This window comes from Rhizobium sp. 01N424, from assembly GCF_056399485.1.
In genome coordinates this window covers 64,318-83,582 of sequence record NZ_JBFTRK010000007.1, presented here as the reverse complement: position 1 = coordinate 83,582, position 19,265 = coordinate 64,318, and the positions used below count along the sequence as shown (strand labels likewise).

Sequence of the window (19,265 nt, the reverse complement as noted above, 5' to 3'; positions counted from 1 at the left end):
GGCATTGGCCGGCAACGCGGCAGGAACGGTAGCAGAAGACTTTTGTTCCGGCATGCTACTTCAGCGACAGCAGCATTTCCAGTGCTGTCGCAACGGTCGCGAACCGAACCTTGTCACGGCCGATATCGCCATAGAGCATCTTGCGATGGACGAGTTCGCCGCGCCGTGATTTGGCTGCGAGATGCACGAGACCGACAGGCTTCTCCGGCGAGCCACCGCCAGGTCCCGCAATGCCGGTAACGGCAACCGCCGCAGCGGCGCGCGAGCGGAAGAGGGCGCCATGCACCATCTGCCTCGCCGTCTCCTCGGAGACCGCGCCGAAGCGGGCAAGCGTCTCCTCCTGAACGCCGAGCATCTCCATCTTGGCGGTGTTAGTATAAGTCACAAACCCACGGTCGACGACGGCTGACGACCCGGAAATCTCCGTCAGGGCGCTGGCGATCAATCCGCCGGTGCAGGACTCGGCGGTCGAGACCATCAGGCCGGCGGCCGAAAATTCCCGGATGATCTTTTCTGAGAGAGCAAGGATATCAGCCGGAAACATCGTCACTCCTTCGTGCCGCGGAAGACGACCGTGGCCGTGGCGATTGCCGCGATACCTTCACGGCGGCCGACGAAGCCGATCGTTTCGTTGGTGGTGGCCTTGACCGAGCAGCGGCCGATCGAGATGCCGAGGAATTCGGCCAGATTGGCGCGCATCTGATCGCGGTGAGGGCCGACCTTCGGCGCTTCTGCGATCAGCGAGACGTCGGCATTCATGATCGTACCGCCGCAATCGCGGACGATCTTCGCTGCATGCTCAAGGAAAATCCGCGAGGCGGCACCCTTCCACTGCGGGTCGGATGGCGGGAAATGATCGCCGATATCGCCGGCGCCGCAGGTGGCAAGCAGCGCATCCGTCAGGGCATGCAGCGCGACATCGGCGTCCGAATGGCCCTTCAGCTTCTGGTCGTGCGGAATGAATAGCCCGCAGAGCGTCACGCCGTCGCCGGGCACGAGCTGGTGGACGTCGTAGCCATTGCCTGTGCGAACATCGGGTAAGGCAGACGACGACAGCCGGTTGTCGGCAAGGGCGATATCGCGTTTGACGGTCAGTTTCATGTTGTCGGCTGATCCTTCCACGATGGTGACCGGCATTCCGGCCCATTCGGCAATCGAAGCGTCGTCGGTGAAATCGATGCGGCCTGCGGAATGGGCCTTTTCATGCGCTGCAAGAATGGCTTCATAGGCGAAAGACTGCGGTGTCTGCGCTGCGAAGAGATGCTCGCGAGACACGGTTTCGAGAACCGTTCCGTCTTTGTCGGCGCGCTTCAGCGTATCGGCGACCGGTGTTGCCGGGAGAACTGCGGGCGCGCCGTCTGTCAGTGCGCCGGCAATGCGATCGAGCAGGACGTGGTCGAAGAATGGCCGCACCGCATCGTGGATCAGTACGTGGGTGATGCCCTTGTCCTTGAGATGTCTCAGACCCGCCAGGACCGACTGCTGGCGCGTCGCGCCACCATGCGCTGCAACGATCGGCGTTGCCGAGAGGATATGGCGCAGGGCCTTGTCGAACAGCGCCTCGTCGTCGGGGTGAATGACGACGACGATCTGCGAGGTGTGTTCCCATGTCATGAAGTTTTCAAGCGTATGGGCAATAACCGGCTTGCCGCCGATCATCCGGTACTGCTTCGGACCCTCGGTGGACGCGCCTGCACGCTCGCCGCGCCCGGCGGCAACGACGACGATCCCGGCCGATAATGGTTGCTTCGAATGCATTTGCGCCATAAATCCCTAAAATAAGCAGAAAGCGACACAGGTGCTCTATAGGCTCGGCTACCGGCTTTCCAGCTTCTGCCCGAAAAATATCAATTCTAACCAAAGCCTCTTGGCAAGCCATTCGTCTATGGCTAAAAATAGTGCAGCCATATTGTGTGCCTGAAAGATAATCAATTGCATCGAGTGAACCTAGCAGCGCCTTTGCAGATCGGAAATGTCTCCGTGCGCAACCGTGTTGCGCTGGCGCCCATGTCCGGCGTCACCGATATGCCGTTCCGGCAATTGGCCTGGCGATACGGCGCCGGTCTCGTCGTCACCGAGATGGTTGCGAGCCGTGAACTGGTCAACAACGCCGCCGAATCCTGGTCACGGCTGCAAGCCGCCGGTTTCAAGCCGCATATGGTGCAGCTTGCCGGTCGCGAGGCCTATTGGATGGGAGAGGCGGCAAAGGTCGCTGCCGACGCAGGTGCCGATATTATCGACATCAACATGGGCTGCCCGGCAAAGAAGGTCATCGGCGGTTATTCGGGCTCGGCGCTGATGCGCGATCCGGATCATGCGCTCACCCTGATCGAGGCGACGGTGAAGGCCGTCAACGTGCCTGTCACGCTGAAGATGCGCCTCGGCTGGGACGAGAATTCGCTGAACGCTCCCGAGATTGCCAAGCGCGCCCAGGATGCCGGCGTCCAGCTGATCACCATTCATGGCCGCACCCGCATGCAATTCTACGAAGGCAAGGCGGACTGGGATGCGATCCGTGCCGTCCGCGATGTCATTTCCGTGCCGCTGATCGCCAATGGCGATGTCAACACGCCTGAGGATGCTGAGGAAATCCTCCGCCGCTCGGGCGCCGATGCGGTGATGCTCGGCCGTGGCTGTCAGGGCCGTCCCTGGCATGCGGGCGTCATTGCCGGTGCCGCCGGCCCGAAGCGACAGGAGATGGCAGATATCGCCGTCGAGCATTACCGGATGATGCTCGAATTCTACGGTGAACATGTCGCCATTCGCCATTCGCGCAAGCATCTCGGCTGGTATCTGGAGCGCTATGCGCCAGCGCTGCCAAAGGACGACAAGGCCGTGATCATGACTTCGAAGCAGCCGCTGGAGGTGGAGCGGCGGCTTTACGATGCGCTCTCTGCAGAGGCAGAAGCAGCTGAAAGCCGGGAGGCGGCATGACCGACAAGACGCAGGCGGATCAGACGGGTGGTGTGGCGATGGCGGTTCTGAATGCCATCCAGAACCCTGTCATCATGGTGGACGAGGCCGGTCTCGTCGCCTTTGCCAATTGGGAGGCCGAGGCTTTCTTCGGCGCCAGCGCCTCGCATTTGGCGCGCTACAAAATCTCGACCTTCATTCCCTTCGGTAGTCCGCTGCTGGCGCTGATCGACCAGGTCCGCGAACGCCGCGCACCGGTGAATGAATATCGCGTCGATCTGAGTTCGCCCCGCCTTGGCCAGGACAAGCTGGTGGATCTCTATGTTGCGCCGGTGATCAGCGCGCCGGGTTCCGTCGTCGTCGTCTTCCAGGAGCGCTCGATGGCTGACAAGATCGACCGCCAGCTGACGCATCGCGCCGCTGCCCGCTCGGTAACCGGCCTTGCATCGATGCTCGCCCATGAAATCAAGAACCCTCTCTCGGGCATTCGCGGCGCGGCACAGCTGCTGGAGCAGTCGGCCGTTGACGAGGACCGGGCGCTGACGCGGCTGATCTGCGACGAGACCGACCGGATCGTCTCGCTGGTCGACCGCATGGAAGTCTTCTCGGACGAGCGCCCCGTCGATCGCGTCCCGGTCAATATCCACTCCGTTCTCGATCATGTGAAAGCCGTGGCCAAGGCTGGCTTCGCCCGCCAGATTCGCATCACCGAGAACTATGACCCTTCGCTTCCGGCCGTTTACGCCAATCGCGACCAGCTGGTTCAGGTGTTCCTCAATCTGGTGAAGAACGCGGCAGAAGCCGTTGGGGAAAGGCAGGATGGCGAAATTCTGCTGACGACGGCCTATCGTCCGGGTATCCGCCTCTCCGTCGCCGGAACCCGCGAGAAGATTTCGCTGCCGCTGGAATTCTGCGTGCAGGACAACGGCCCCGGCGTTCCCTCCGACCTGCTGCCGCATCTCTTCGATCCCTTCATCACCACCAAGACCAATGGCAGCGGCCTCGGTCTGGCACTGGTCGCCAAGATCATCGGCGACCATGGCGGCATCATCGAATGCGACAGCCAGAACAACAAGACCACCTTCCGCGTCCTGATGCCGGCATCCAAGGATGCCTCTTCCGATGACGCGGCAATTGCAAACCCCACAGGAACTTCTCGATGACAGCAACGATCCTCGTCGCAGATGATGATGCGGCCATTCGTACGGTGCTCAATCAGGCGCTCAGCCGGGCCGGGTACGATGTTCGCATTACCTCGAACGCCGCCACGCTCTGGCGCTGGGTTTCGGCAGGCGAGGGCGATCTTGTGGTGACCGACGTTATCATGCCCGATGAGAATGCCTTCGATCTGCTGCCGCGCATCAAGAAGGCGCGGCCGGACCTGCCGGTGCTTGTCATGAGCGCCCAGAATACCTTCATGACGGCGATCAAGGCCTCCGAAAAGGGCGCCTACGACTACCTGCCGAAGCCGTTCGACCTAACGGAACTGATCGGCATTATCGGCCGGGCGCTTTCCGAGCCGAAGAAAAAGCCTGCGAAACTCGACGAGGACATGCAGGACGGCATGCCCCTGGTCGGCCGTTCGGCGGCAATGCAGGAAATATACCGCGTGCTTGCGCGCCTGATGCAGACCGACCTGACGCTGATGATCACCGGCGAGTCCGGTACCGGCAAGGAACTCGTCGCCCGCGCGCTCCACGATTACGGCAAGCGCCGCAACGGCCCCTTCGTCGCCATCAATATGGCGGCGATCCCGCGCGACCTGATCGAATCCGAATTGTTCGGTCACGAGAAGGGTGCCTTCACCGGGGCGCAGAACCGCTCGACCGGCCGCTTCGAGCAGGCCGAGGGTGGCACGCTGTTCCTTGACGAAATCGGCGACATGCCGATGGATGCGCAGACCCGCCTTTTGCGCGTTCTGCAGCAGGGCGAGTACACCACGGTCGGCGGCCGTACGCCGATCCGCACCGACGTGCGCATCGTTGCCGCCACCAACAAGGACCTGAAGCAGGCAATCAATCAGGGTCTCTTCCGCGAGGACCTCTACTATCGCCTCAACGTCGTGCCGCTGCGCCTGCCGCCGCTGCGCGACCGCGCCGAAGATATTCCGGATCTCGTCCGCCACTTCATCCAGCAGGCTGAAAAGGAAGGCCTGGGTACGAAGCGATTCGATCAGGAAGCGCTGGAGCTGATGAAGGCCTATGCCTGGCCCGGCAACGTGCGCGAGCTTGAGAACCTTATTCGCCGTCTGATGGCACTTTATCCACAGGATGTGATCAGCCGCGAAATTATCGAAAGCGAGCTGCGCTCCGACGTCCCCGACAGCCCGATCGACAAGGGGCCGATCCGCTCGGGTTCGATGACCATCGCGCAGGCTGTCGAAGAGAATATGCGCACATACTTTGCAAGTTTCGGCGAGAATCTGCCGCCACCTGGGCTTTATGACCGTGTGCTGACGGAACTCGAATATCCGCTGATCCTCGCGGCCCTGACGGCGACACGCGGCAACCAGATCAAGGCAGCTGATCTGCTCGGTCTGAACCGCAATACGCTGCGCAAAAAGATCCGCGAGCTCGGCGTTTCGGTCTACCGGAGCTCCCGCACAGCTTGACAATGTGGCGGCATGCGTTGCATTTTCGCCACAATGCGTTGCTTAAAGGTCACGCATAGGGTTTGGACAATCGTAACCATAACAGATGGTCTGTGCCGCTGATCTCGATAGACCGGCATTGCGCGGGCGCTGATGGTTTTTCGGCCCGATGATTGCAGATGTGGCGTGGCGGCTTGCCGCCAGGAGAATGACCAGATGAAGCAGGATGCGGCATCGCCTGCGGCAGAAGACGAAGGGGTGGCAATCGTCACCGATCGTCGCGCGCTCTTTGCATTGCCCGGTCTCATGCTGGCTGGTGGTGCGCTTCTCTGTGCCACTGCCACACTCTTCGTGCTTCTCGGCTTCACGCCGATCGAACCGACCTCCCGCGTGGTCATCACCTCCGTCGTCGTCAATTCGTTCTTCGTTCTCGGCCTGATGGCGCTGATCGGCCGCGAGGTCGCACGGCTCATGAAGGCGCGTACGCGCGGAAGGGCGGCTGCCCGCCTCCACATCCGCATCGTCGTGCTGTTCTCGCTCGTGGCGATCACGCCGGCGATCCTCGTCGCACTGTTCGCCAGTATCACGCTGAACGCTGGTCTCGACCGCTGGTTCGCGCTCCGCACCCAGTCGATCGTCAGTTCGTCGCGCAATGTCGGCCAAGCCTACATGATGGAGAACGCCAGTTATCTCCAGGGCCAGACCGTATCGATGGCCAATGATCTGGAGCGCAATCGCACCCTCTACAATCTCGATCGGACCGGCTTTGCAGAATTGATGACCCGCCAGGCGCGTGGCCGCGGCCTGCTCGGAGCTTTCCTCGTCGAAAGCAATGGCGACGTCATCACCCAGGCGGACATCAAGACCGAGAAGCCGCTGCCGGCGATCCCGCCGGATGCGCTGACCAAGGCCGCTGCCGGCCAGCCGACGCTGATTCCGCCGGGCGTGACCAACCTTGTCGGCGCCATCATCAAGCTCGAATCCATTCCGGATGCTTTCCTCTACACCGTCCGTGCAGTCGATCCGAAGGTCATGGGCGCGATGCGGCTCATGCAGGAAAATGCCAACGAATATCAGTCGATGGAAGCAGGCCGGGTCTCGCTGCAGATCGCCTTCGCCGTGCTCTATATCGGCTTCGCGCTGATCGTTCTGCTTGCCGCCATCTGGACCGCGATTGCCGTTGCCGACCGTATCGTCCGGCCGATCCGTCTGTTGATCACGGCCGCCGACAGCGTTGCCTCGGGCAATATGGATATCGTTGTGCCTGTGCATGCCGTCGATGGCGACGTTGCCAATCTTTCGCGCACCTTCAACAAGATGATCTCCGAGATCCGCACGCAGCGGGACGAAATTCTGGAAGCGAAAGACGAGGTCGACGACCGCCGCCGCTTCATCGAGGCGGTCCTCTCCGGTGTGACCGCCGCCGTCATCGGAGTCGAGGGCGACCGGGCAATCACCATCGTCAACAGTTCAGCCGAGGCGCTGATGACGCTCGACGCGTCCGACATGCTCGGCAAGCATCTGGCCGATATTGCCCCCGAGGTCGATCAGGTGTTGACGGAAGCCGCCCAGCGCTATCGCGGCGATTTCCGCAAGCAGATCGCACTGGTGCGTGGCGGCACCGTTCGCACGCTCAGCGTCCAGGTGACGCGCGAAGAGGTGCGTGATGGCGCCGAATCCTACGTCATCACGCTCGACGACATCACCGATCTGGTCATCGCCCAGCGCTCGACCGCTTGGGGCGACGTGGCGCGCCGCATTGCCCATGAGATCAAGAACCCGCTGACGCCGATCCAGCTGTCGGCCGAGCGCATCCAGCGCCGCTATGGCAAGCAGATCAATCAGGACGACAAGACCGTCTTCGACCAATGCACCGATACGATCATCCGCCAGGTCGGCGACATTGGCCGCATGGTCGACGAATTCTCGGCCTTTGCGCGCATGCCGAAGCCGACCAAGGAGCAGAGCGACCTGCGCGATATCCTGCGCGACGCGATGTTCCTGCGGGAGATGGGCAACACCCATGTCAGCTTCCTGCAGGATCTCGGCGAACGGCCGCTCGAAGGCATGTTCGACAGCCGCATGCTCGGCCAGGCCTTCGGCAACCTCATCAAGAATGCCGTCGAGGCCATCGAGTCGGTGCCGAGCGAGGAGCGCGACGAGCGCAAGGTGCTCGTGCGCGCCGGCATGGACGAGGGCAGAGACCGCTTCACCGTCGATGTCATCGACAACGGGCGCGGTCTGCCAGTCGAAAACCGGCACAGCATTCTGGAGCCCTACATGACGATGCGCGAGAAGGGCACCGGGCTCGGCCTGGCGATCGTCAAGAAGATTATTGAAGAGCATGGCGGGCAGCTTGAGCTGCATGATGCGCCCGCAGATTTTGACCAGGGGAGAGGAGCCATGATCCGCGTGCATCTGCCGCGTCTCGAGCCGGCCTCGTCCGCTCCTGCTGAAACCGACAAGGAAAGCGTTTATGGCCTCTGATATTCTCGTCGTCGACGATGAGCACGATATTCGCGAGATCGTCTCGGGCATCCTTTCGGATGAAGGTCATGAAACGCGCACGGCGCATGACAGCGACAGCGCGCTGGCGGCGATTTCCGATCGCGCCCCGCGGCTGATCTTCCTCGACATCTGGATGCAGGGCAGCAAGCTTGACGGCCTGTCGCTGCTCGACGAGATCAAGACCCGCCATCCCGATATCCCGGTCGTCATGATCTCCGGCCACGGAAACATCGAGACCGCCGTCTCCGCCATCAAGCGCGGTGCCTTCGATTTCATCGAGAAGCCCTTCAAGGCCGATCGCCTGATCCTGATTGCCGAGCGCGCGCTCGAGAATTCCAAGCTGAAGCGCGAAGTCTCGGAACTGAAGAAGCGGGCAGGCGATGCCGTCGAGCTGATCGGTACTTCGGTTGCCGTCTCCCAGCTTCGCCAGACGATCGAGAAGGTGTCGCCGACCAACAGCCGCATCATGATCTTCGGTGCATCCGGCTCTGGCAAGGAGCTGGTGGCACGGATGATCCACAAGAAGTCGACGCGCGCCAGCGGACCGTTCGTGGCGCTGAATGCCGCCAACATCACGCCTGATCGCATGGAAATCGCGCTCTTCGGCACCGAGGGTTCGCCAGGCCAGGCCCGCAAGACCGGGGCGCTCGAAGAAGCGCATCGCGGCATTCTCTATCTCGACGAAGTCGGGGAGATGCCGCGCGAGACGCAGAACAAGATCCTGCGCGTGCTTGTCGACCAGCAGTTCGAACGCGTCGGCGGCTCGAAGCGCGTCAAGGTCGATGTCCGCATCATTTCCTCGACGGCCTATAACCTGGAAAGCCGCATTGCCGAAGGCTGGTTCCGCGAAGATCTCTATCATCGCCTGGCGGTGGTCCCGGTCCGCGTGCCGGCGCTCGCCGAGCGACGCGAAGACATTCCGTTCCTCGTCGATCAGCTGATGCGCCAGATCTCCGAACAGGCAGGCATTCGCCTGCGCCGCATCGGCGACGACGCGATGGCGGTGCTGCAGGCGCATGACTGGCCAGGCAATATCCGCCAGCTTCGCAACAATATCGAGCGGCTTATGATCCTTGCCCGTTCCGACGGTCCGGATGCGCCGATCACCGCCGACATGTTGCCGACCGATCTGGGCGACATGCTGCCGAAGGTCTCCGCCAAGAACGACTACCACATCATGACGCTGCCGCTGCGCGAGGCCCGCGAGATGTTCGAGAAGGACTATCTCATCGCCCAGATCAACCGCTTCGGCGGCAACATCTCGCGCACGGCCGAGTTCGTCGGCATGGAGCGATCGGCGCTGCATCGCAAGCTGAAGTCGCTCGGCGTCTGACAATTCTCCGGCGCGCAAGCCCGCGCCGGCGCTCTTCATTGCCCCACAGCCAGGTTTCCCGATGCCAAGAATTTCCTACGTCAACGGCCAGTATGTTCCCCATGCCCAGGCGGGCGTTCACATCGAGGATCGTGGCTACCAGTTCGCCGATGGGGTCTATGAGGTCTGCGAAGTCAGGCATGGCTATATCGTCGATATCACCCGCCACCTCGACCGCCTGAACCGGTCGCTGAGCGAACTGCGGATCGCAGCACCGATGAGCCGCGCAGCGCTGGTCACCGTGATTCGCGAGACGCTCCGCCGCAACAAGGTGAAGAACGGCTTGTTCTACATGCAGGTGACGCGCGGCGTTGCGCGGCGCGACCACGTTTTCCCGGCCGAAGGTACCAAGCCGTCAATCGTCATCACCGCCAAGAGCACTGATCCGTCGATCATCGCCAGGAAGAATGCCAGCGGCATCAAGGCGATCAGCGTGCCTGACAACCGCTGGGACCGCGTCGATATCAAGACCGTTGGCCTCCTGCCTAACGCGATGGCCCGCCAGCAGGCCAAGGAAGCAGGCGCCCAGGAAGCGATCTATGTCGATCGCGACGGCTTCGTCACAGAGGGGGCTGCAACGAACGTCTGGATCGTCGATGCCGATGGCACGCTGATCACCCGTCCGGCTGAACACGGCATCCTGCGCGGCATCACCCGCACGACGCTGATCGATGTCGGTGCCAAGCTCGGCCTCAAGATCGCCGAGCGCAAGTTCACCGTCGCCGACATGCTGGCGGCCCGGGAAGTCTTCATCACTGCCGCGACAAGCATTTGTTTTCCCGTCGTTTCCCTGGATGGCCAGACGATTGCCAACGGTCACCCCGGCAGCGTCTCCCAGAATATCCGGGAAGCCTTTTTCGACGTTGCGGAAAAGATTGCGATTTGATACCAAGATTTGCTGGACGCAGGGGATGAGGGTTACCTGCTGATGGCTTGGAGAGGCTGATTAGTATTCCACCGGCTGAGACATGCCGGCAATAAAGAAAGAAGCGGCGCGATGGCGGAACGTTCTCAAAATTTGCAGGACTTATTTCTCAATACTGTTCGCAAACAAAAGATTTCCCTGACAATTTTTCTGATTAACGGCGTTAAGCTGACCGGCGTTGTGACCTCGTTCGACAACTTCTGTGTTCTTCTTCGCCGTGACGGTCATTCGCAACTCGTGTATAAGCACGCGATCTCGACCATCATGCCGGGCCAGCCGATGCAGATGTTTGAGAGCGAAGAAGCCGCTTCCTGATAGGATCAGACGTTATTTCGACACGCGATACGAAGAATGATTCCATCATCCCGGAAGCCGAAAAGCTCCGGGACGATATGAATGCGACCGTCGTCGTGCCTGTTCTCAAGCAGGCACGTGGACGCGGCGCATCCGCTGACGGTGCGATCACCGTCACCCGCTCTCCCGAAAGCCGGCTCGAAGAGGCCAGCGGCCTTGCCGAAGCGATCGACCTCGATGTCGTCTATGGTGCCATCGTGCCAATCAGCGATCCGCGGCCGGCAACACTGCTCGGGACCGGCAAGATCGAAGAGATCAAGGCCAAGCTCGAGGAATACGATTCGGGTCTGGTGATCGTCGATCACCCGCTGACGCCCGTGCAGCAGCGCAATCTCGAAAAAGCATGGAACGTCAAGGTCATCGACCGGACCGGGCTGATCCTTGAAATTTTCGGCCGCCGTGCGTCCACCAAGGAAGGCACGCTGCAGGTCGATCTGGCGCATCTGAACTACCAGAAGGGCCGTCTGGTCCGCAGCTGGACCCACCTTGAGCGCCAGCGCGGCGGTGGCGGCTTCATGGGTGGTCCGGGCGAAACCCAGATCGAAGCCGACCGGCGCATGCTACAGGACCGGATCATCAAGCTGGAGCGCGAGCTGGAGCAGGTGGTACGTACCCGCCAGCTGCATCGCGCCAAGCGCCGCAAGGTGCCGCATCCGATCGTGGCCTTGGTCGGCTATACCAATGCCGGCAAGTCGACGCTGTTCAACCGCATCACCGGCGCCGGCGTGCTTGCCGAAGACATGCTCTTCGCAACGCTCGATCCGACACTGCGCCGCATGAAGCTGCCGCACGGCCGCACAGTCATTCTCTCCGACACGGTCGGCTTCATTTCCGACCTGCCGACGCACCTGGTCGCAGCCTTCCGCGCGACGCTTGAAGAAGTGCTGGAAGCCGATCTCGTGTTGCATGTCCGCGACATGGCCGATGACGACAATCCGGCCCAGAGCGCCGACGTGCTGCGCATCCTCAACGACCTCGGCATCGACGAGGCGGAAGGCGCCAAGCGTATTATCGAGGTCTGGAACAAGATCGACCGGCTGGAGCCGGAAACGCATGATGTCATGGTCCAGAAGGCCGCCGGCACCAAGAATGTCGTGGCGGTTTCGGCCGTCAGCGGCGAGGGCGTCGATCAGCTGATGGAAGAAATCAGCCGCCGCCTGTCTGGCGTCATGACCGAAGCAACCATCACGATCCCGGTCGGCAAGCTTGCTCTTCTGCCGTGGATTTACGAGCACGCCATCGTCGATGCCCGCGAAGACAACGAAGACGGGTCGATCACGCTCGACCTGCGCCTGTCGGAGACGGAAGCTACGGCGCTCGAAGGGCGGCTCGGCAGCGGATCGAAGGCCAAGGAAGATTGGGAGCGCTGAGCGCTCCAGGGTCCGAACTGAATTTCCGGTTCATGGAGGGGATGGCATGGCTGAGATCAAGGCGCGCGCCGGAGGGCTGCTGCTGATTGCGCTTGGATGCGCGATCGCCTGGTTCTTTCTCCTGCAGCCACTTGAGGAAGCACAGGCCGGTGTTCCTGAAGTCAGCTATCAGCTGAAAGCCTTTCTTGCCGTACCCGCCTGCCTCGTCTTCGGCCTGGGCTTTCTGGTCGCCGGTGCGAAGCTCAACTATCGCGATGCCGCCGCGAAAAAGCTGACGGTAACCGGCTGGATACTGTTTGCCATCGTCGCCGTTCTGACGGCCGCAGGCTACTGGTGGTTCCAGCAGCAGTTCTCCGCGTTCGGTTATAGCAGCGCCGTCTGATCGCTCATTGGCAACGCTCCATCGGGCGAAAGCCACTCGAGGCCAATGCGACCAACTGGATCGAGCAGCTCGCCGGTGACCAGCGTCGTGATCAGGTTTCGCAGCAGTGGCAGTTTGGTCGCCGGACCGATCATCACATCTCTGCTCATCGGCAGGAGACGGCTGTCGGACTGATAGAAGGGCGTCAACACTCTGCTCAGCAGTTGATAGAACCGGATGTGCAATTGCCGTTGCCTGAGATGGCGGGCGATCGCGTCGCTGACCGATGGTTCGCGGGCAAGCGCCGCGCACAGCGAGGCGGCGTCGAGCAGCGCCATATTGGCGCCCTGTCCAAGCTGCGGGCTTGTCGCGTGCCAGGCATCGCCGATCTTGACGCTGTTTACTGCCGCAAGCGGTAGCCGCGTATGATGCCGGTAGCGGGCATGGACCGGCTCGGCCGCAGCCGCGAAATGCGCCGCCTCGGGCCAGAAGCGATGCACGGCCTCCATCCAGGCCTCGCGCCCGGCGTCCCGCCAGGCCGCCACATCCCTGTTGCGGATGCTCCAGAAGAAGGTCGCCATCGGCGCCGCGCCATCCTTCGCCGTACCGACCGGCAGGACACCCGCCATCTGGCTGGCGCGGTGGTAGCGCTGCTCCAGTTCGTCGGACCGGAAGACGCCTGAGCCATCCCAGGGAACGGTGGCCCAGAGTGCGCCATAGTCAAGTTCTGTTGACGATTTGTAACCGATCGGCGAACTGGCACCCATGGCATCGACGACGAGATCGGATGCCGATGACATCTTGCCATTGCCGAGCTTCAACCATGGCCGCACGCCCGGCTCAAGCGCCGTCACCCGCGATGCAGTCTCGAAGCCAACGCCGGCGGCGATCGCTGCATCGAGCAGCAGATCGAAAAGCGCGACCCGCTGGATGGCGATGCCGGAGGCGCCGTTGCGGTAGCCCACGTCAAGCACGGTGCGGCCCGTCGTCGAGAGCTTTCCGTGCATGCGCCGGATCCTGGCGCCGCGTTGCTCTACCTGATCAAGCAGCCCCATCGCGGAGAGAACCGCCGATCCGGTCGGCTGCAGTACGAAGCCCGATCCGACCGGCTGCGGTGCCGCCATCTGGTCGTAGATCGTCACGGCAGCACCATGGCGGGCCAAGAGTGCCGCAAGCGACAGTCCACCGATCCCGGCGCCAGCAATCGCGATCTCAAGGCCGGCGAGCTTCATGGCGCCTCAGCCAAGCTGCCGTTCGATGGCCTTGGCGGCCTGCCAGATTTCCTCCATTCGTTCCAGGCTGGCGGCTTGCAACGTCTCGCCCTCTTTCTCAAGAACGGTCTCTATATGATTGAAACGGCGTCTGAACTTGGTGTTTGTTCCGCGCAGGGATTGCTCCGGATCGGCATCGACATGGCGGCCGATATTGACGACGGCGAAAATCAGATCGCCAAGCTCGTCGCTGACCTTGGCCCTGTCGCCATGCGCCAGCGCTTCCCTTAGTTCGCCGATCTCTTCCTCGATCTTGTCGAGGATCGGCTCTGGCGCCGACCAGTCGAAACCGACCTTGGCGGCGCGCTCCTGCAGCTTCAGCGCTTCGGTCAGTGCCGGAAAGCTGCGCTGCACGGAGCCGAGATGCCCCGCATTGAAATCCTCGCTCACGCCACGCCTGGCGCGGCGTTCAGCGCGTTCGCGCTTTTCGGCCTGTTTGATCTCGTCCCACTGCTGCTTCACCCGCGCAGGCGTATCGGCATCCGAACGGTCGAAGACATGCGGGTGGCGACGGATCATCTTGCGGGTGATCGCCTCCACGACATCGCCGAAGGAAAACTCGCCGGCCTCCTCGGCCATCCGCGCATGAAAGACCACCTGCAGAAGCAGGTCGCCGAGTTCGTCGCAGAGATCGTCCATATCGTTGCGCTCGATCGCGTCGGAGACCTCGTAGGCTTCCTCGATCGTATAGGGCTTGATGGTCTCAAAGGTCTGGACGATGTCCCAAGGGCAGCCGGTCTCAGGATTGCGCAGCGCAGCCATGATCTCGATGAGGCGCGAAATGTCTTTCGAAGGTTCCATGATCGCTCAATTCAGGGGAATGTCGTTGGCGCTTTTCGAGGATTGGTAGCTGTCGGACAGTGCCGCGTAGCGCGCCTTGATTCTGGCTGTCTGTTCCTTGAGCTCAGCGCTCAGCGCGCGCTCCTCGGTTTCCACCAGGTCGGCAATCGCAAAACTGTTCCAGAAGGCGTTCTGCTTGCGGTAGCCACCAGGCTCAAGCCCGAAGACTTCCTTGAGGATCTTCAGGTCGTGCGGGATGGCAAAGGCATCGCGCGAATCCTCGTGGCTGAAGAAATAGTAAAAGTTATCGAACCCGGCCCAGGTGATCGCCGACATACACATCGTGCAGGGTTCGTGTGTCGACAGGAAAATCAGGTCCTTCGTCGCCGGTTTCTCGCCAAGTTCGTAGAAGCGCTTGAGCGTATGGACCTCGCCATGCCAGAGCGGATTTTCGAGTTCGTTGTTGGTCTCGGCGATGACCAGCGAGAGATCGGACTTGCGCAGGATCGCCGCGCCGAACACCTTGTTCCCGGACGCGACACCGCGCTCGGTCAGCGGCAGGATATCTTGCTCCATCACGTCGAGCAGGCGAGGGGCGATCGTCTTTAAGGCCATGGCTTTCTCCTTATGCCCCGAAGTCTATCCCGCCCGGGCAAGAAGAAAAATGCCGAAATGCCAGATGGACGTTTTTGATCACAGGCTTTACATTGCACTGCAGCGACAACGGCGTCGCTCGGGCGACTTTTCTCAAATCAGTGGCATGCAGGCAAAAGATTACGCGGAGCGCGTAGGCTTTCGAATTTCTGTTTCTTCAACGCCTTGCCTGATGCAGGCATATTGGCGCAACTTCGAAGTGGAATGATAATGCCTTCCAAGAGCGAACAGCTATCGGTATTCCCTGCCTTCTTCCGTGTGGAAGGGCGGGTCGCAGCCGTCTTTGGCAACGGAGACGAGGCCTATGCGAAGGTGCGTCTGCTGATGAATACGCAAGCGCGGATCGTTGCCTATGCCGACCGCCCTGAGGCCAGCTACCACGCCTTCCTCATTGCCAATCGCATCGAGACGGTTCGGGCGAATTTCAGCGCCGATCAGGTTAATGGCGCAGCCCTCGTCTTTGCCGCCACCGGCGAGGCCGTGCAAGATCGCGCGATCGTCGATGCCGCGCGCGCCGCCAGGATCCCGGCAAATGCCGTCGATCAGCCAGACTGCTGCGATTTCTATACGCCGGCCCTCGTCAATCGCGCTCCCGTGGCCGTTGCGATCGGCACCGAAGGCGCCGGTCCCGTGCTGGCGCAGATGATCCGCGCACAGGTCGATCAGTTGCTGTCGCCATCGCTTGGACGTCTTGCGACGCTGGCGACCAGCTACCGCCGTGCCGTCGAACAGCTAATTCCGCGCGGCGTTTCCCGCCGCGTCTTCTGGCGCGGGTTCTTTTCAGGTGCCGTCGCCGATGCCGTTGCGAACGGCAATCTGCCGGAAGCCAAGCGTGCCGCCAATGCGCTGCTGCAGGAAACCGGCAAGGCGCAGGGCCGCGTCTGGCTGGTCGGCGCCGGTCCGGGTGCCGAAGATCTGCTGACGCTGCGCGCCCAGCGCGTCATGATGGAAGCCGATGTTCTGGTCTTCGATGCGCTGGTCCCGCAGGCGATCGTCGACATGGGCCGCCGCGATGCCGAGCGCATTTCGGTCGGCAAGCGCAAGGGCTGCCATTCGAAATCGCAGGAAGAGATCAACGATCTGCTCGTCCAGCTTGGCAGTGAGGGCAAGCGCGTCGTGCGCCTGAAGTCCGGTGATCCCCTGGTCTATGGCCGGGCAGGCGAGGAGATGGCGGCGCTGCGCGCTGCCGGTATCGCCTATGAGATCGTCCCCGGTATCACGTCGGCTTTCGCTGCCGCCGCCGATTTTGAACTGCCGCTGACGTTGCGCGGCGTTGCCTCGTCGCTGGTCTTCACCACCGGTCACGATCTGACCGGCGATGTGCTGCCCGATTGGGCAAGCCTTGCGGTCTCCGGCGCGACGATTGCCGTTTACATGGGCCGCACCGTCGCCGCCTCGGTTGCCGAGCGGCTGATGGAGGCCGGCATTCCGGCGGAGACCACGGTCGCTGTCATCGAGAATGCCAGCCGCGCCGATCGCCGCCTGCTGCATGGCATTCTGCGCGATCTTCCCGACCTGCAGCATCGTGACGAATTGACGGGTCCCGTCATGGTCATTATCGGCGATGCGGTAGCAGGCGCCAATTTCGAACTGTCCGAGCCTCTGGTGCGCCGTCAGGCGACCGTGCCGGAACTTGCAAGGAGCTGATTATGGTAGACAAGGTACTGACCGCCAACCGCCTGACGGATGGCATTGCCGTCTGGCTCGATGCCAATGGCGCTTGGGTCACCTCGTTGCAGGATGCGCTGATTGCCCGCCATGCCGAAGCGGTGGCTGCGCTGGAGGAAATCGGCAAGAAGGCTTACGCCGACAACAAGGTTGTTGACGTGAATGTCATCGAAGTTCAGGAAACCAACGGAGTTCTGTGGCCGCTGCGCCTGCGCGAACGTATTCGCGCGCAGGGGCCGACCATGGAATATGCGCCGGGCTACAAGCCTGCCGATCCGGAATTCATTGCAGTCTGAGGAAGCAGATGTACCGTTACGACGAATTTGACCACGCCTTTGTCGCCGAGCGCGTTGCGCAGTTCAGCGACCAGGTCCAGCGCCGTCTCGCCGGCGAGCTTTCCGAAGACGCTTTCAAGCCGCTGCGCCTGATGAACGGCGTTTATCTGCAGCTGCATGCCTACATGCTGCGCATCGCGATCCCCTATGGCACGCTGAGCTCCAAGCAGATGCGCATGCTCGCCCATGTCGCGCGCACCTATGACCGCGGTTATGGCCACTTCACCACCCGCCAGAATCTGCAGTTCAACTGGCCGAAGCTCTCCGACATGCCGGCGGTTCTCTCGGAGCTGGCAACCGTCGAGATGCACGCGATGCAGACGTCAGGCAACTGCATCCGCAATGTCACCGCCGACCATTTCGCCGGTGCCGCCGCAGATGAAGTCGCTGATCCCAGGCCCTATGCGGAAATCCTGCGCCAGTGGTCATCGGTTCATCCGGAATTCTCGTTCCTGCCGCGCAAGTTCAAGATCGCCGTCACTGGCGCGGAGCGCGACCGTGCGGCGATCCAAGTCCACGATATCGGCCTGCATCTGAAGAAGAACGACAAGGGCGAGATCGGCTTTGCCGTCTATGTCGGCGGTGGCCAGGGCCGCACGCCGATGGTCGCCAAGCTGATCCGCGACTTCCTGCCGGAAGAGGATCTGCTGTCTTACACGACGGCAGTCATGCGCGTGTACAACCTGCACGGCCGCCGCGACAACAAGTACAAGGCCCGCATCAAGATCCTCGTTCACGAGACGGGTGCCGAGGAACTCGCCCGCCAGGTCGAGGTCGAGTTCGCGCAGCTTAAGGATACCGAGCTCAGGCTTCCCGAGCAGGATGTCGAGGCGATCACCGCCTATTTCGCGCCGCCGGCCCTGCCGCAGCGCGCCGAAGGCTGGGAAAACCTGGCTCGCTGGAAGAAGGCCGATCCGGCCTTCGCCCGCTGGGTCCAGCAGAATGTCCAGCCGCACAAGAACCCCGACTACGGCATGGTGACGATCTCGCTGAAGCCGATCGGCGGCATCCCGGGTGACGCATCCGACAGCCAGATGGATTCGATCGCCGATATCGCCGAGGAATATGCCTTCGACGAAATCCGCGTCAGCCACGAGCAGAACCTCATTCTGCCACATGTAGCACTGGCCGATCTCGAAGCCGTCTATCGCGGCCTCGTCGCCATCAATCTGGCCGAAGCCAATGCCGGGCTGATCACCGACATCATTGCCTGTCCGGGCTTGGACTATTGCGCGCTCGCCAATGCGCGCTCGATCCCGCTGGCGCAGGAAATCTCACGCCGCTTCGGCGATGCCGAGCGTCAGGCCGAGATCGGCGAGCTGAAGATCAAGATTTCGGGATGCATCAATGCCTGCGGCCACCACCATGTCGGCCATATCGGCCTGCTGGGCGTGGAAAAGAAGGGTGCCGAACTCTATCAGATCACCCTTGGCGGATCGGGCGACGAGCACACCTCGATCGGCGAAATCATCGGCCGCGGCTTCGAGCCTGAGAAGGTGACGGATGCGATCGAGACGATCGTCGATACCTATCTGAAGATCCGCAAGGACCCGTCGGAAATCTTCCTCGAAGCCTACCGCCGCGTCGGACCGCAGCCTTTCAAGGATGCGCTCTACGGCTCGGCAGCGGAAGCGGCATAAGGAGGGGATGATGACCAAGATCTGGAGAGAAACCGGCTTCGTCGAAAACGATGCCTGGATCATCGAGACCGAGGAAGTGAAGGCGACCGGCGATCAGAAGCCGTTGCTTCCCCTCGATGAGCTGCTTGCCAAAGTGCAGGAGAGCAACGATGTCGGCCTCGGCGTGCTGATCAAGCCGGCCGACGATGTCCGCAAGCTCGAGCCCTATCTCGACCGCCTCGCGATCATCGCGGTTGCCTTCCCGGCATTCAACGATGGCCGCGCCTTCAGCCATGCCTCGCTGCTGCGTGATCGCCTCGACTACAAGAGCGAGTTGCGCGCCGTCGGCGACGTGCTGATCGACCAGGTGCCGTTGATGCTGCGCGTCGGTATCGACAGCTTTGCTGTCACCAACGAGACGGCCTTGAAGCGTCTGTCCGAAAACCGTCTTCCGGGAATTCAGCATCATTATCAGCCTGCTGTGCGTGACGCGGACAGTGGCAAGGGCTATAGTTGGCGCCGTCAGGCGAAGCCGGCGGCATAAG

19 protein-coding genes are annotated in these 19,265 nt (G+C 61.8%); 14 read left to right on the top strand and 5 right to left on the bottom strand.

Translation table 11 applies throughout. The features are described 5' to 3' along the window. Positions 1–55 precede the first annotated feature (55 nt). Complete coding sequence (locus tag AC1DNK_RS18255) at positions 56–550, bottom strand: CinA family protein (RefSeq protein ID WP_477942618.1); 495 nt, start codon at positions 548–550, stop codon at positions 56–58. Beyond that, positions 547–1,767, bottom strand: a complete 1,221-nt coding sequence (locus tag AC1DNK_RS18250) for a bifunctional 2-C-methyl-D-erythritol 4-phosphate cytidylyltransferase/2-C-methyl-D-erythritol 2,4-cyclodiphosphate synthase (RefSeq protein WP_477942616.1) — start codon at positions 1,765–1,767, stop codon at positions 547–549. The genes AC1DNK_RS18255 and AC1DNK_RS18250 overlap by 4 nt, the downstream gene beginning before the upstream one ends. Positions 1,768–1,911: 144 nt before the next feature. Here AC1DNK_RS18250 and dusB point away from each other — a divergent pair, with 144 nt between their 5' ends. The 9 genes from dusB (at position 1,912) to AC1DNK_RS18205 (ending at position 12,414) form a co-directional block, all read left to right on the top strand. Next, a complete protein-coding gene (gene dusB / locus AC1DNK_RS18245) occupies positions 1,912–2,934 on the top strand; it encodes a tRNA dihydrouridine synthase DusB (RefSeq protein WP_477942614.1) in 1,023 nt (340 codons plus the stop codon). After that, positions 2,931–4,076, top strand: coding sequence for a two-component system sensor histidine kinase NtrB (locus tag AC1DNK_RS18240; protein ID WP_112388137.1), 1,146 nt, complete (start codon positions 2,931–2,933; stop codon positions 4,074–4,076). The genes dusB and AC1DNK_RS18240 overlap by 4 nt, the downstream gene beginning before the upstream one ends. Beyond that, positions 4,073–5,524, top strand: a complete 1,452-nt coding sequence (gene ntrC, locus AC1DNK_RS18235) for a nitrogen regulation protein NR(I) (protein ID WP_112388138.1) — start codon at positions 4,073–4,075, stop codon at positions 5,522–5,524. Before AC1DNK_RS18240 ends, ntrC begins: the two co-directional genes overlap by 4 nt. Before the next feature lie 195 nt (positions 5,525–5,719). Further along, entirely contained in the window at positions 5,720–7,990 is a 2,271-nt protein-coding gene (locus tag AC1DNK_RS18230; RefSeq protein ID WP_477942612.1) for a sensor histidine kinase NtrY-like, read from the top strand. Next, positions 7,980–9,344, top strand: a complete 1,365-nt coding sequence (ntrX, locus tag AC1DNK_RS18225) for a nitrogen assimilation response regulator NtrX (RefSeq protein WP_112388140.1) — start codon at positions 7,980–7,982, stop codon at positions 9,342–9,344. The genes AC1DNK_RS18230 and ntrX overlap by 11 nt, the downstream gene beginning before the upstream one ends. A gap of 61 nt (positions 9,345–9,405) precedes the next feature. Beyond that, a complete protein-coding gene (locus AC1DNK_RS18220; RefSeq protein ID WP_477942611.1) occupies positions 9,406–10,269 on the top strand; it encodes a D-amino-acid transaminase in 864 nt (287 codons plus the stop codon). Positions 10,270–10,380: 111 nt separating this feature from the next. Next, the gene (gene hfq / locus AC1DNK_RS18215) at positions 10,381–10,623 is read left to right on the top strand and encodes an RNA chaperone Hfq (RefSeq protein ID WP_003539403.1); all 243 of its coding nucleotides are present in this window, start codon (positions 10,381–10,383) and stop codon (positions 10,621–10,623) included. A 77-nt stretch (positions 10,624–10,700) separates the two neighbouring features. Continuing rightward, on the top strand, positions 10,701–12,032 hold the full coding sequence (gene hflX, locus AC1DNK_RS18210; RefSeq protein ID WP_112388142.1) for a GTPase HflX: 1,332 nt from the start codon (positions 10,701–10,703) through the stop codon (positions 12,030–12,032). Between the two features lie 46 nt (positions 12,033–12,078). Next, on the top strand, positions 12,079–12,414 hold the full coding sequence (locus AC1DNK_RS18205; RefSeq protein WP_477942609.1) for a hypothetical protein: 336 nt from the start codon (positions 12,079–12,081) through the stop codon (positions 12,412–12,414). Here the strand turns inward: AC1DNK_RS18205 and AC1DNK_RS18200 are convergent. The 3 genes from AC1DNK_RS18200 to AC1DNK_RS18190 are packed head-to-tail and all read right to left on the bottom strand — an operon-like array spanning position 12,396 to position 15,059. Further along, complete coding sequence (locus AC1DNK_RS18200; RefSeq protein ID WP_477942607.1) at positions 12,396–13,625, bottom strand: FAD-dependent oxidoreductase; 1,230 nt, start codon at positions 13,623–13,625, stop codon at positions 12,396–12,398. The genes AC1DNK_RS18205 and AC1DNK_RS18200 overlap by 19 nt on opposite strands. A 6-nt stretch (positions 13,626–13,631) precedes the next feature. Next, positions 13,632–14,465 (bottom strand): nucleoside triphosphate pyrophosphohydrolase, encoded by an 834-nt coding sequence (gene mazG / locus AC1DNK_RS18195; protein WP_477942605.1) that lies wholly within the window; start codon positions 14,463–14,465, stop codon positions 13,632–13,634. Between the two features lie 6 nt (positions 14,466–14,471). Continuing rightward, on the bottom strand, positions 14,472–15,059 hold the full coding sequence (locus AC1DNK_RS18190; protein ID WP_477942604.1) for a deaminase: 588 nt from the start codon (positions 15,057–15,059) through the stop codon (positions 14,472–14,474). 64 nt (positions 15,060–15,123) lie between these two features. On the opposite strand from AC1DNK_RS18190, the gene AC1DNK_RS18185 reads away from it, so the two are divergent. From AC1DNK_RS18185 to AC1DNK_RS18165, 5 genes are read left to right on the top strand one after another with little or no spacing between them, the layout of a single operon-like run. After that, the gene (locus AC1DNK_RS18185; protein WP_477942602.1) at positions 15,124–15,306 is read left to right on the top strand and encodes a hypothetical protein; all 183 of its coding nucleotides are present in this window, start codon (positions 15,124–15,126) and stop codon (positions 15,304–15,306) included. Between the two features lie 2 nt (positions 15,307–15,308). Beyond that, positions 15,309–16,745, top strand: coding sequence for a siroheme synthase CysG (cysG, locus tag AC1DNK_RS18180; RefSeq protein WP_477942600.1), 1,437 nt, complete (start codon positions 15,309–15,311; stop codon positions 16,743–16,745). 2 nt (positions 16,746–16,747) lie between these two features. After that, the gene (locus AC1DNK_RS18175) at positions 16,748–17,062 is read left to right on the top strand and encodes a DUF2849 domain-containing protein (RefSeq protein ID WP_477942598.1); all 315 of its coding nucleotides are present in this window, start codon (positions 16,748–16,750) and stop codon (positions 17,060–17,062) included. Positions 17,063–17,070: 8 nt separating this feature from the next. Further along, positions 17,071–18,741, top strand: a complete 1,671-nt coding sequence (locus AC1DNK_RS18170; protein WP_477942596.1) for a nitrite/sulfite reductase — start codon at positions 17,071–17,073, stop codon at positions 18,739–18,741. Between the two features lie 10 nt (positions 18,742–18,751). Next, on the top strand, positions 18,752–19,264 hold the full coding sequence (locus AC1DNK_RS18165) for a DUF934 domain-containing protein (protein ID WP_477942874.1): 513 nt from the start codon (positions 18,752–18,754) through the stop codon (positions 19,262–19,264). Position 19,265: the final 1 nt, after the last annotated feature.

What these genes read in the sequence shown, in the direction of transcription:
- AC1DNK_RS18250 (WP_477942616.1), bottom strand. Translation starts at nt 1,767, where the DNA reads ATGGCGCAAATGCATTCGAAGCAACCATTATCGGCCGGGATCGTCGTC.
- AC1DNK_RS18240 (WP_112388137.1), top strand. Translation starts at nt 2,931, where the DNA reads ATGACCGACAAGACGCAGGCGGATCAGACGGGTGGTGTGGCGATGGCG.
- ntrC (WP_112388138.1), top strand. Translation starts at nt 4,073, where the DNA reads ATGACAGCAACGATCCTCGTCGCAGATGATGATGCGGCCATTCGTACG.
- AC1DNK_RS18230 (WP_477942612.1), top strand. Translation starts at nt 5,720, where the DNA reads ATGAAGCAGGATGCGGCATCGCCTGCGGCAGAAGACGAAGGGGTGGCA.
- ntrX (WP_112388140.1), top strand. Translation starts at nt 7,980, where the DNA reads ATGGCCTCTGATATTCTCGTCGTCGACGATGAGCACGATATTCGCGAG.
- AC1DNK_RS18220 (WP_477942611.1), top strand. Translation starts at nt 9,406, where the DNA reads ATGCCAAGAATTTCCTACGTCAACGGCCAGTATGTTCCCCATGCCCAG.
- hfq (WP_003539403.1), top strand. Translation starts at nt 10,381, where the DNA reads ATGGCGGAACGTTCTCAAAATTTGCAGGACTTATTTCTCAATACTGTT.
- hflX (WP_112388142.1), top strand. Translation starts at nt 10,701, where the DNA reads ATGAATGCGACCGTCGTCGTGCCTGTTCTCAAGCAGGCACGTGGACGC.
- AC1DNK_RS18205 (WP_477942609.1), top strand. Translation starts at nt 12,079, where the DNA reads ATGGCTGAGATCAAGGCGCGCGCCGGAGGGCTGCTGCTGATTGCGCTT.
- AC1DNK_RS18200 (WP_477942607.1), bottom strand. Translation starts at nt 13,625, where the DNA reads ATGAAGCTCGCCGGCCTTGAGATCGCGATTGCTGGCGCCGGGATCGGT.
- mazG (WP_477942605.1), bottom strand. Translation starts at nt 14,465, where the DNA reads ATGGAACCTTCGAAAGACATTTCGCGCCTCATCGAGATCATGGCTGCG.
- AC1DNK_RS18190 (WP_477942604.1), bottom strand. Translation starts at nt 15,059, where the DNA reads ATGGCCTTAAAGACGATCGCCCCTCGCCTGCTCGACGTGATGGAGCAA.
- AC1DNK_RS18185 (WP_477942602.1), top strand. Translation starts at nt 15,124, where the DNA reads ATGGACGTTTTTGATCACAGGCTTTACATTGCACTGCAGCGACAACGG.
- cysG (WP_477942600.1), top strand. Translation starts at nt 15,309, where the DNA reads ATGCCTTCCAAGAGCGAACAGCTATCGGTATTCCCTGCCTTCTTCCGT.
- AC1DNK_RS18175 (WP_477942598.1), top strand. Translation starts at nt 16,748, where the DNA reads ATGGTAGACAAGGTACTGACCGCCAACCGCCTGACGGATGGCATTGCC.
- AC1DNK_RS18170 (WP_477942596.1), top strand. Translation starts at nt 17,071, where the DNA reads ATGTACCGTTACGACGAATTTGACCACGCCTTTGTCGCCGAGCGCGTT.
- AC1DNK_RS18165 (WP_477942874.1), top strand. Translation starts at nt 18,752, where the DNA reads ATGACCAAGATCTGGAGAGAAACCGGCTTCGTCGAAAACGATGCCTGG.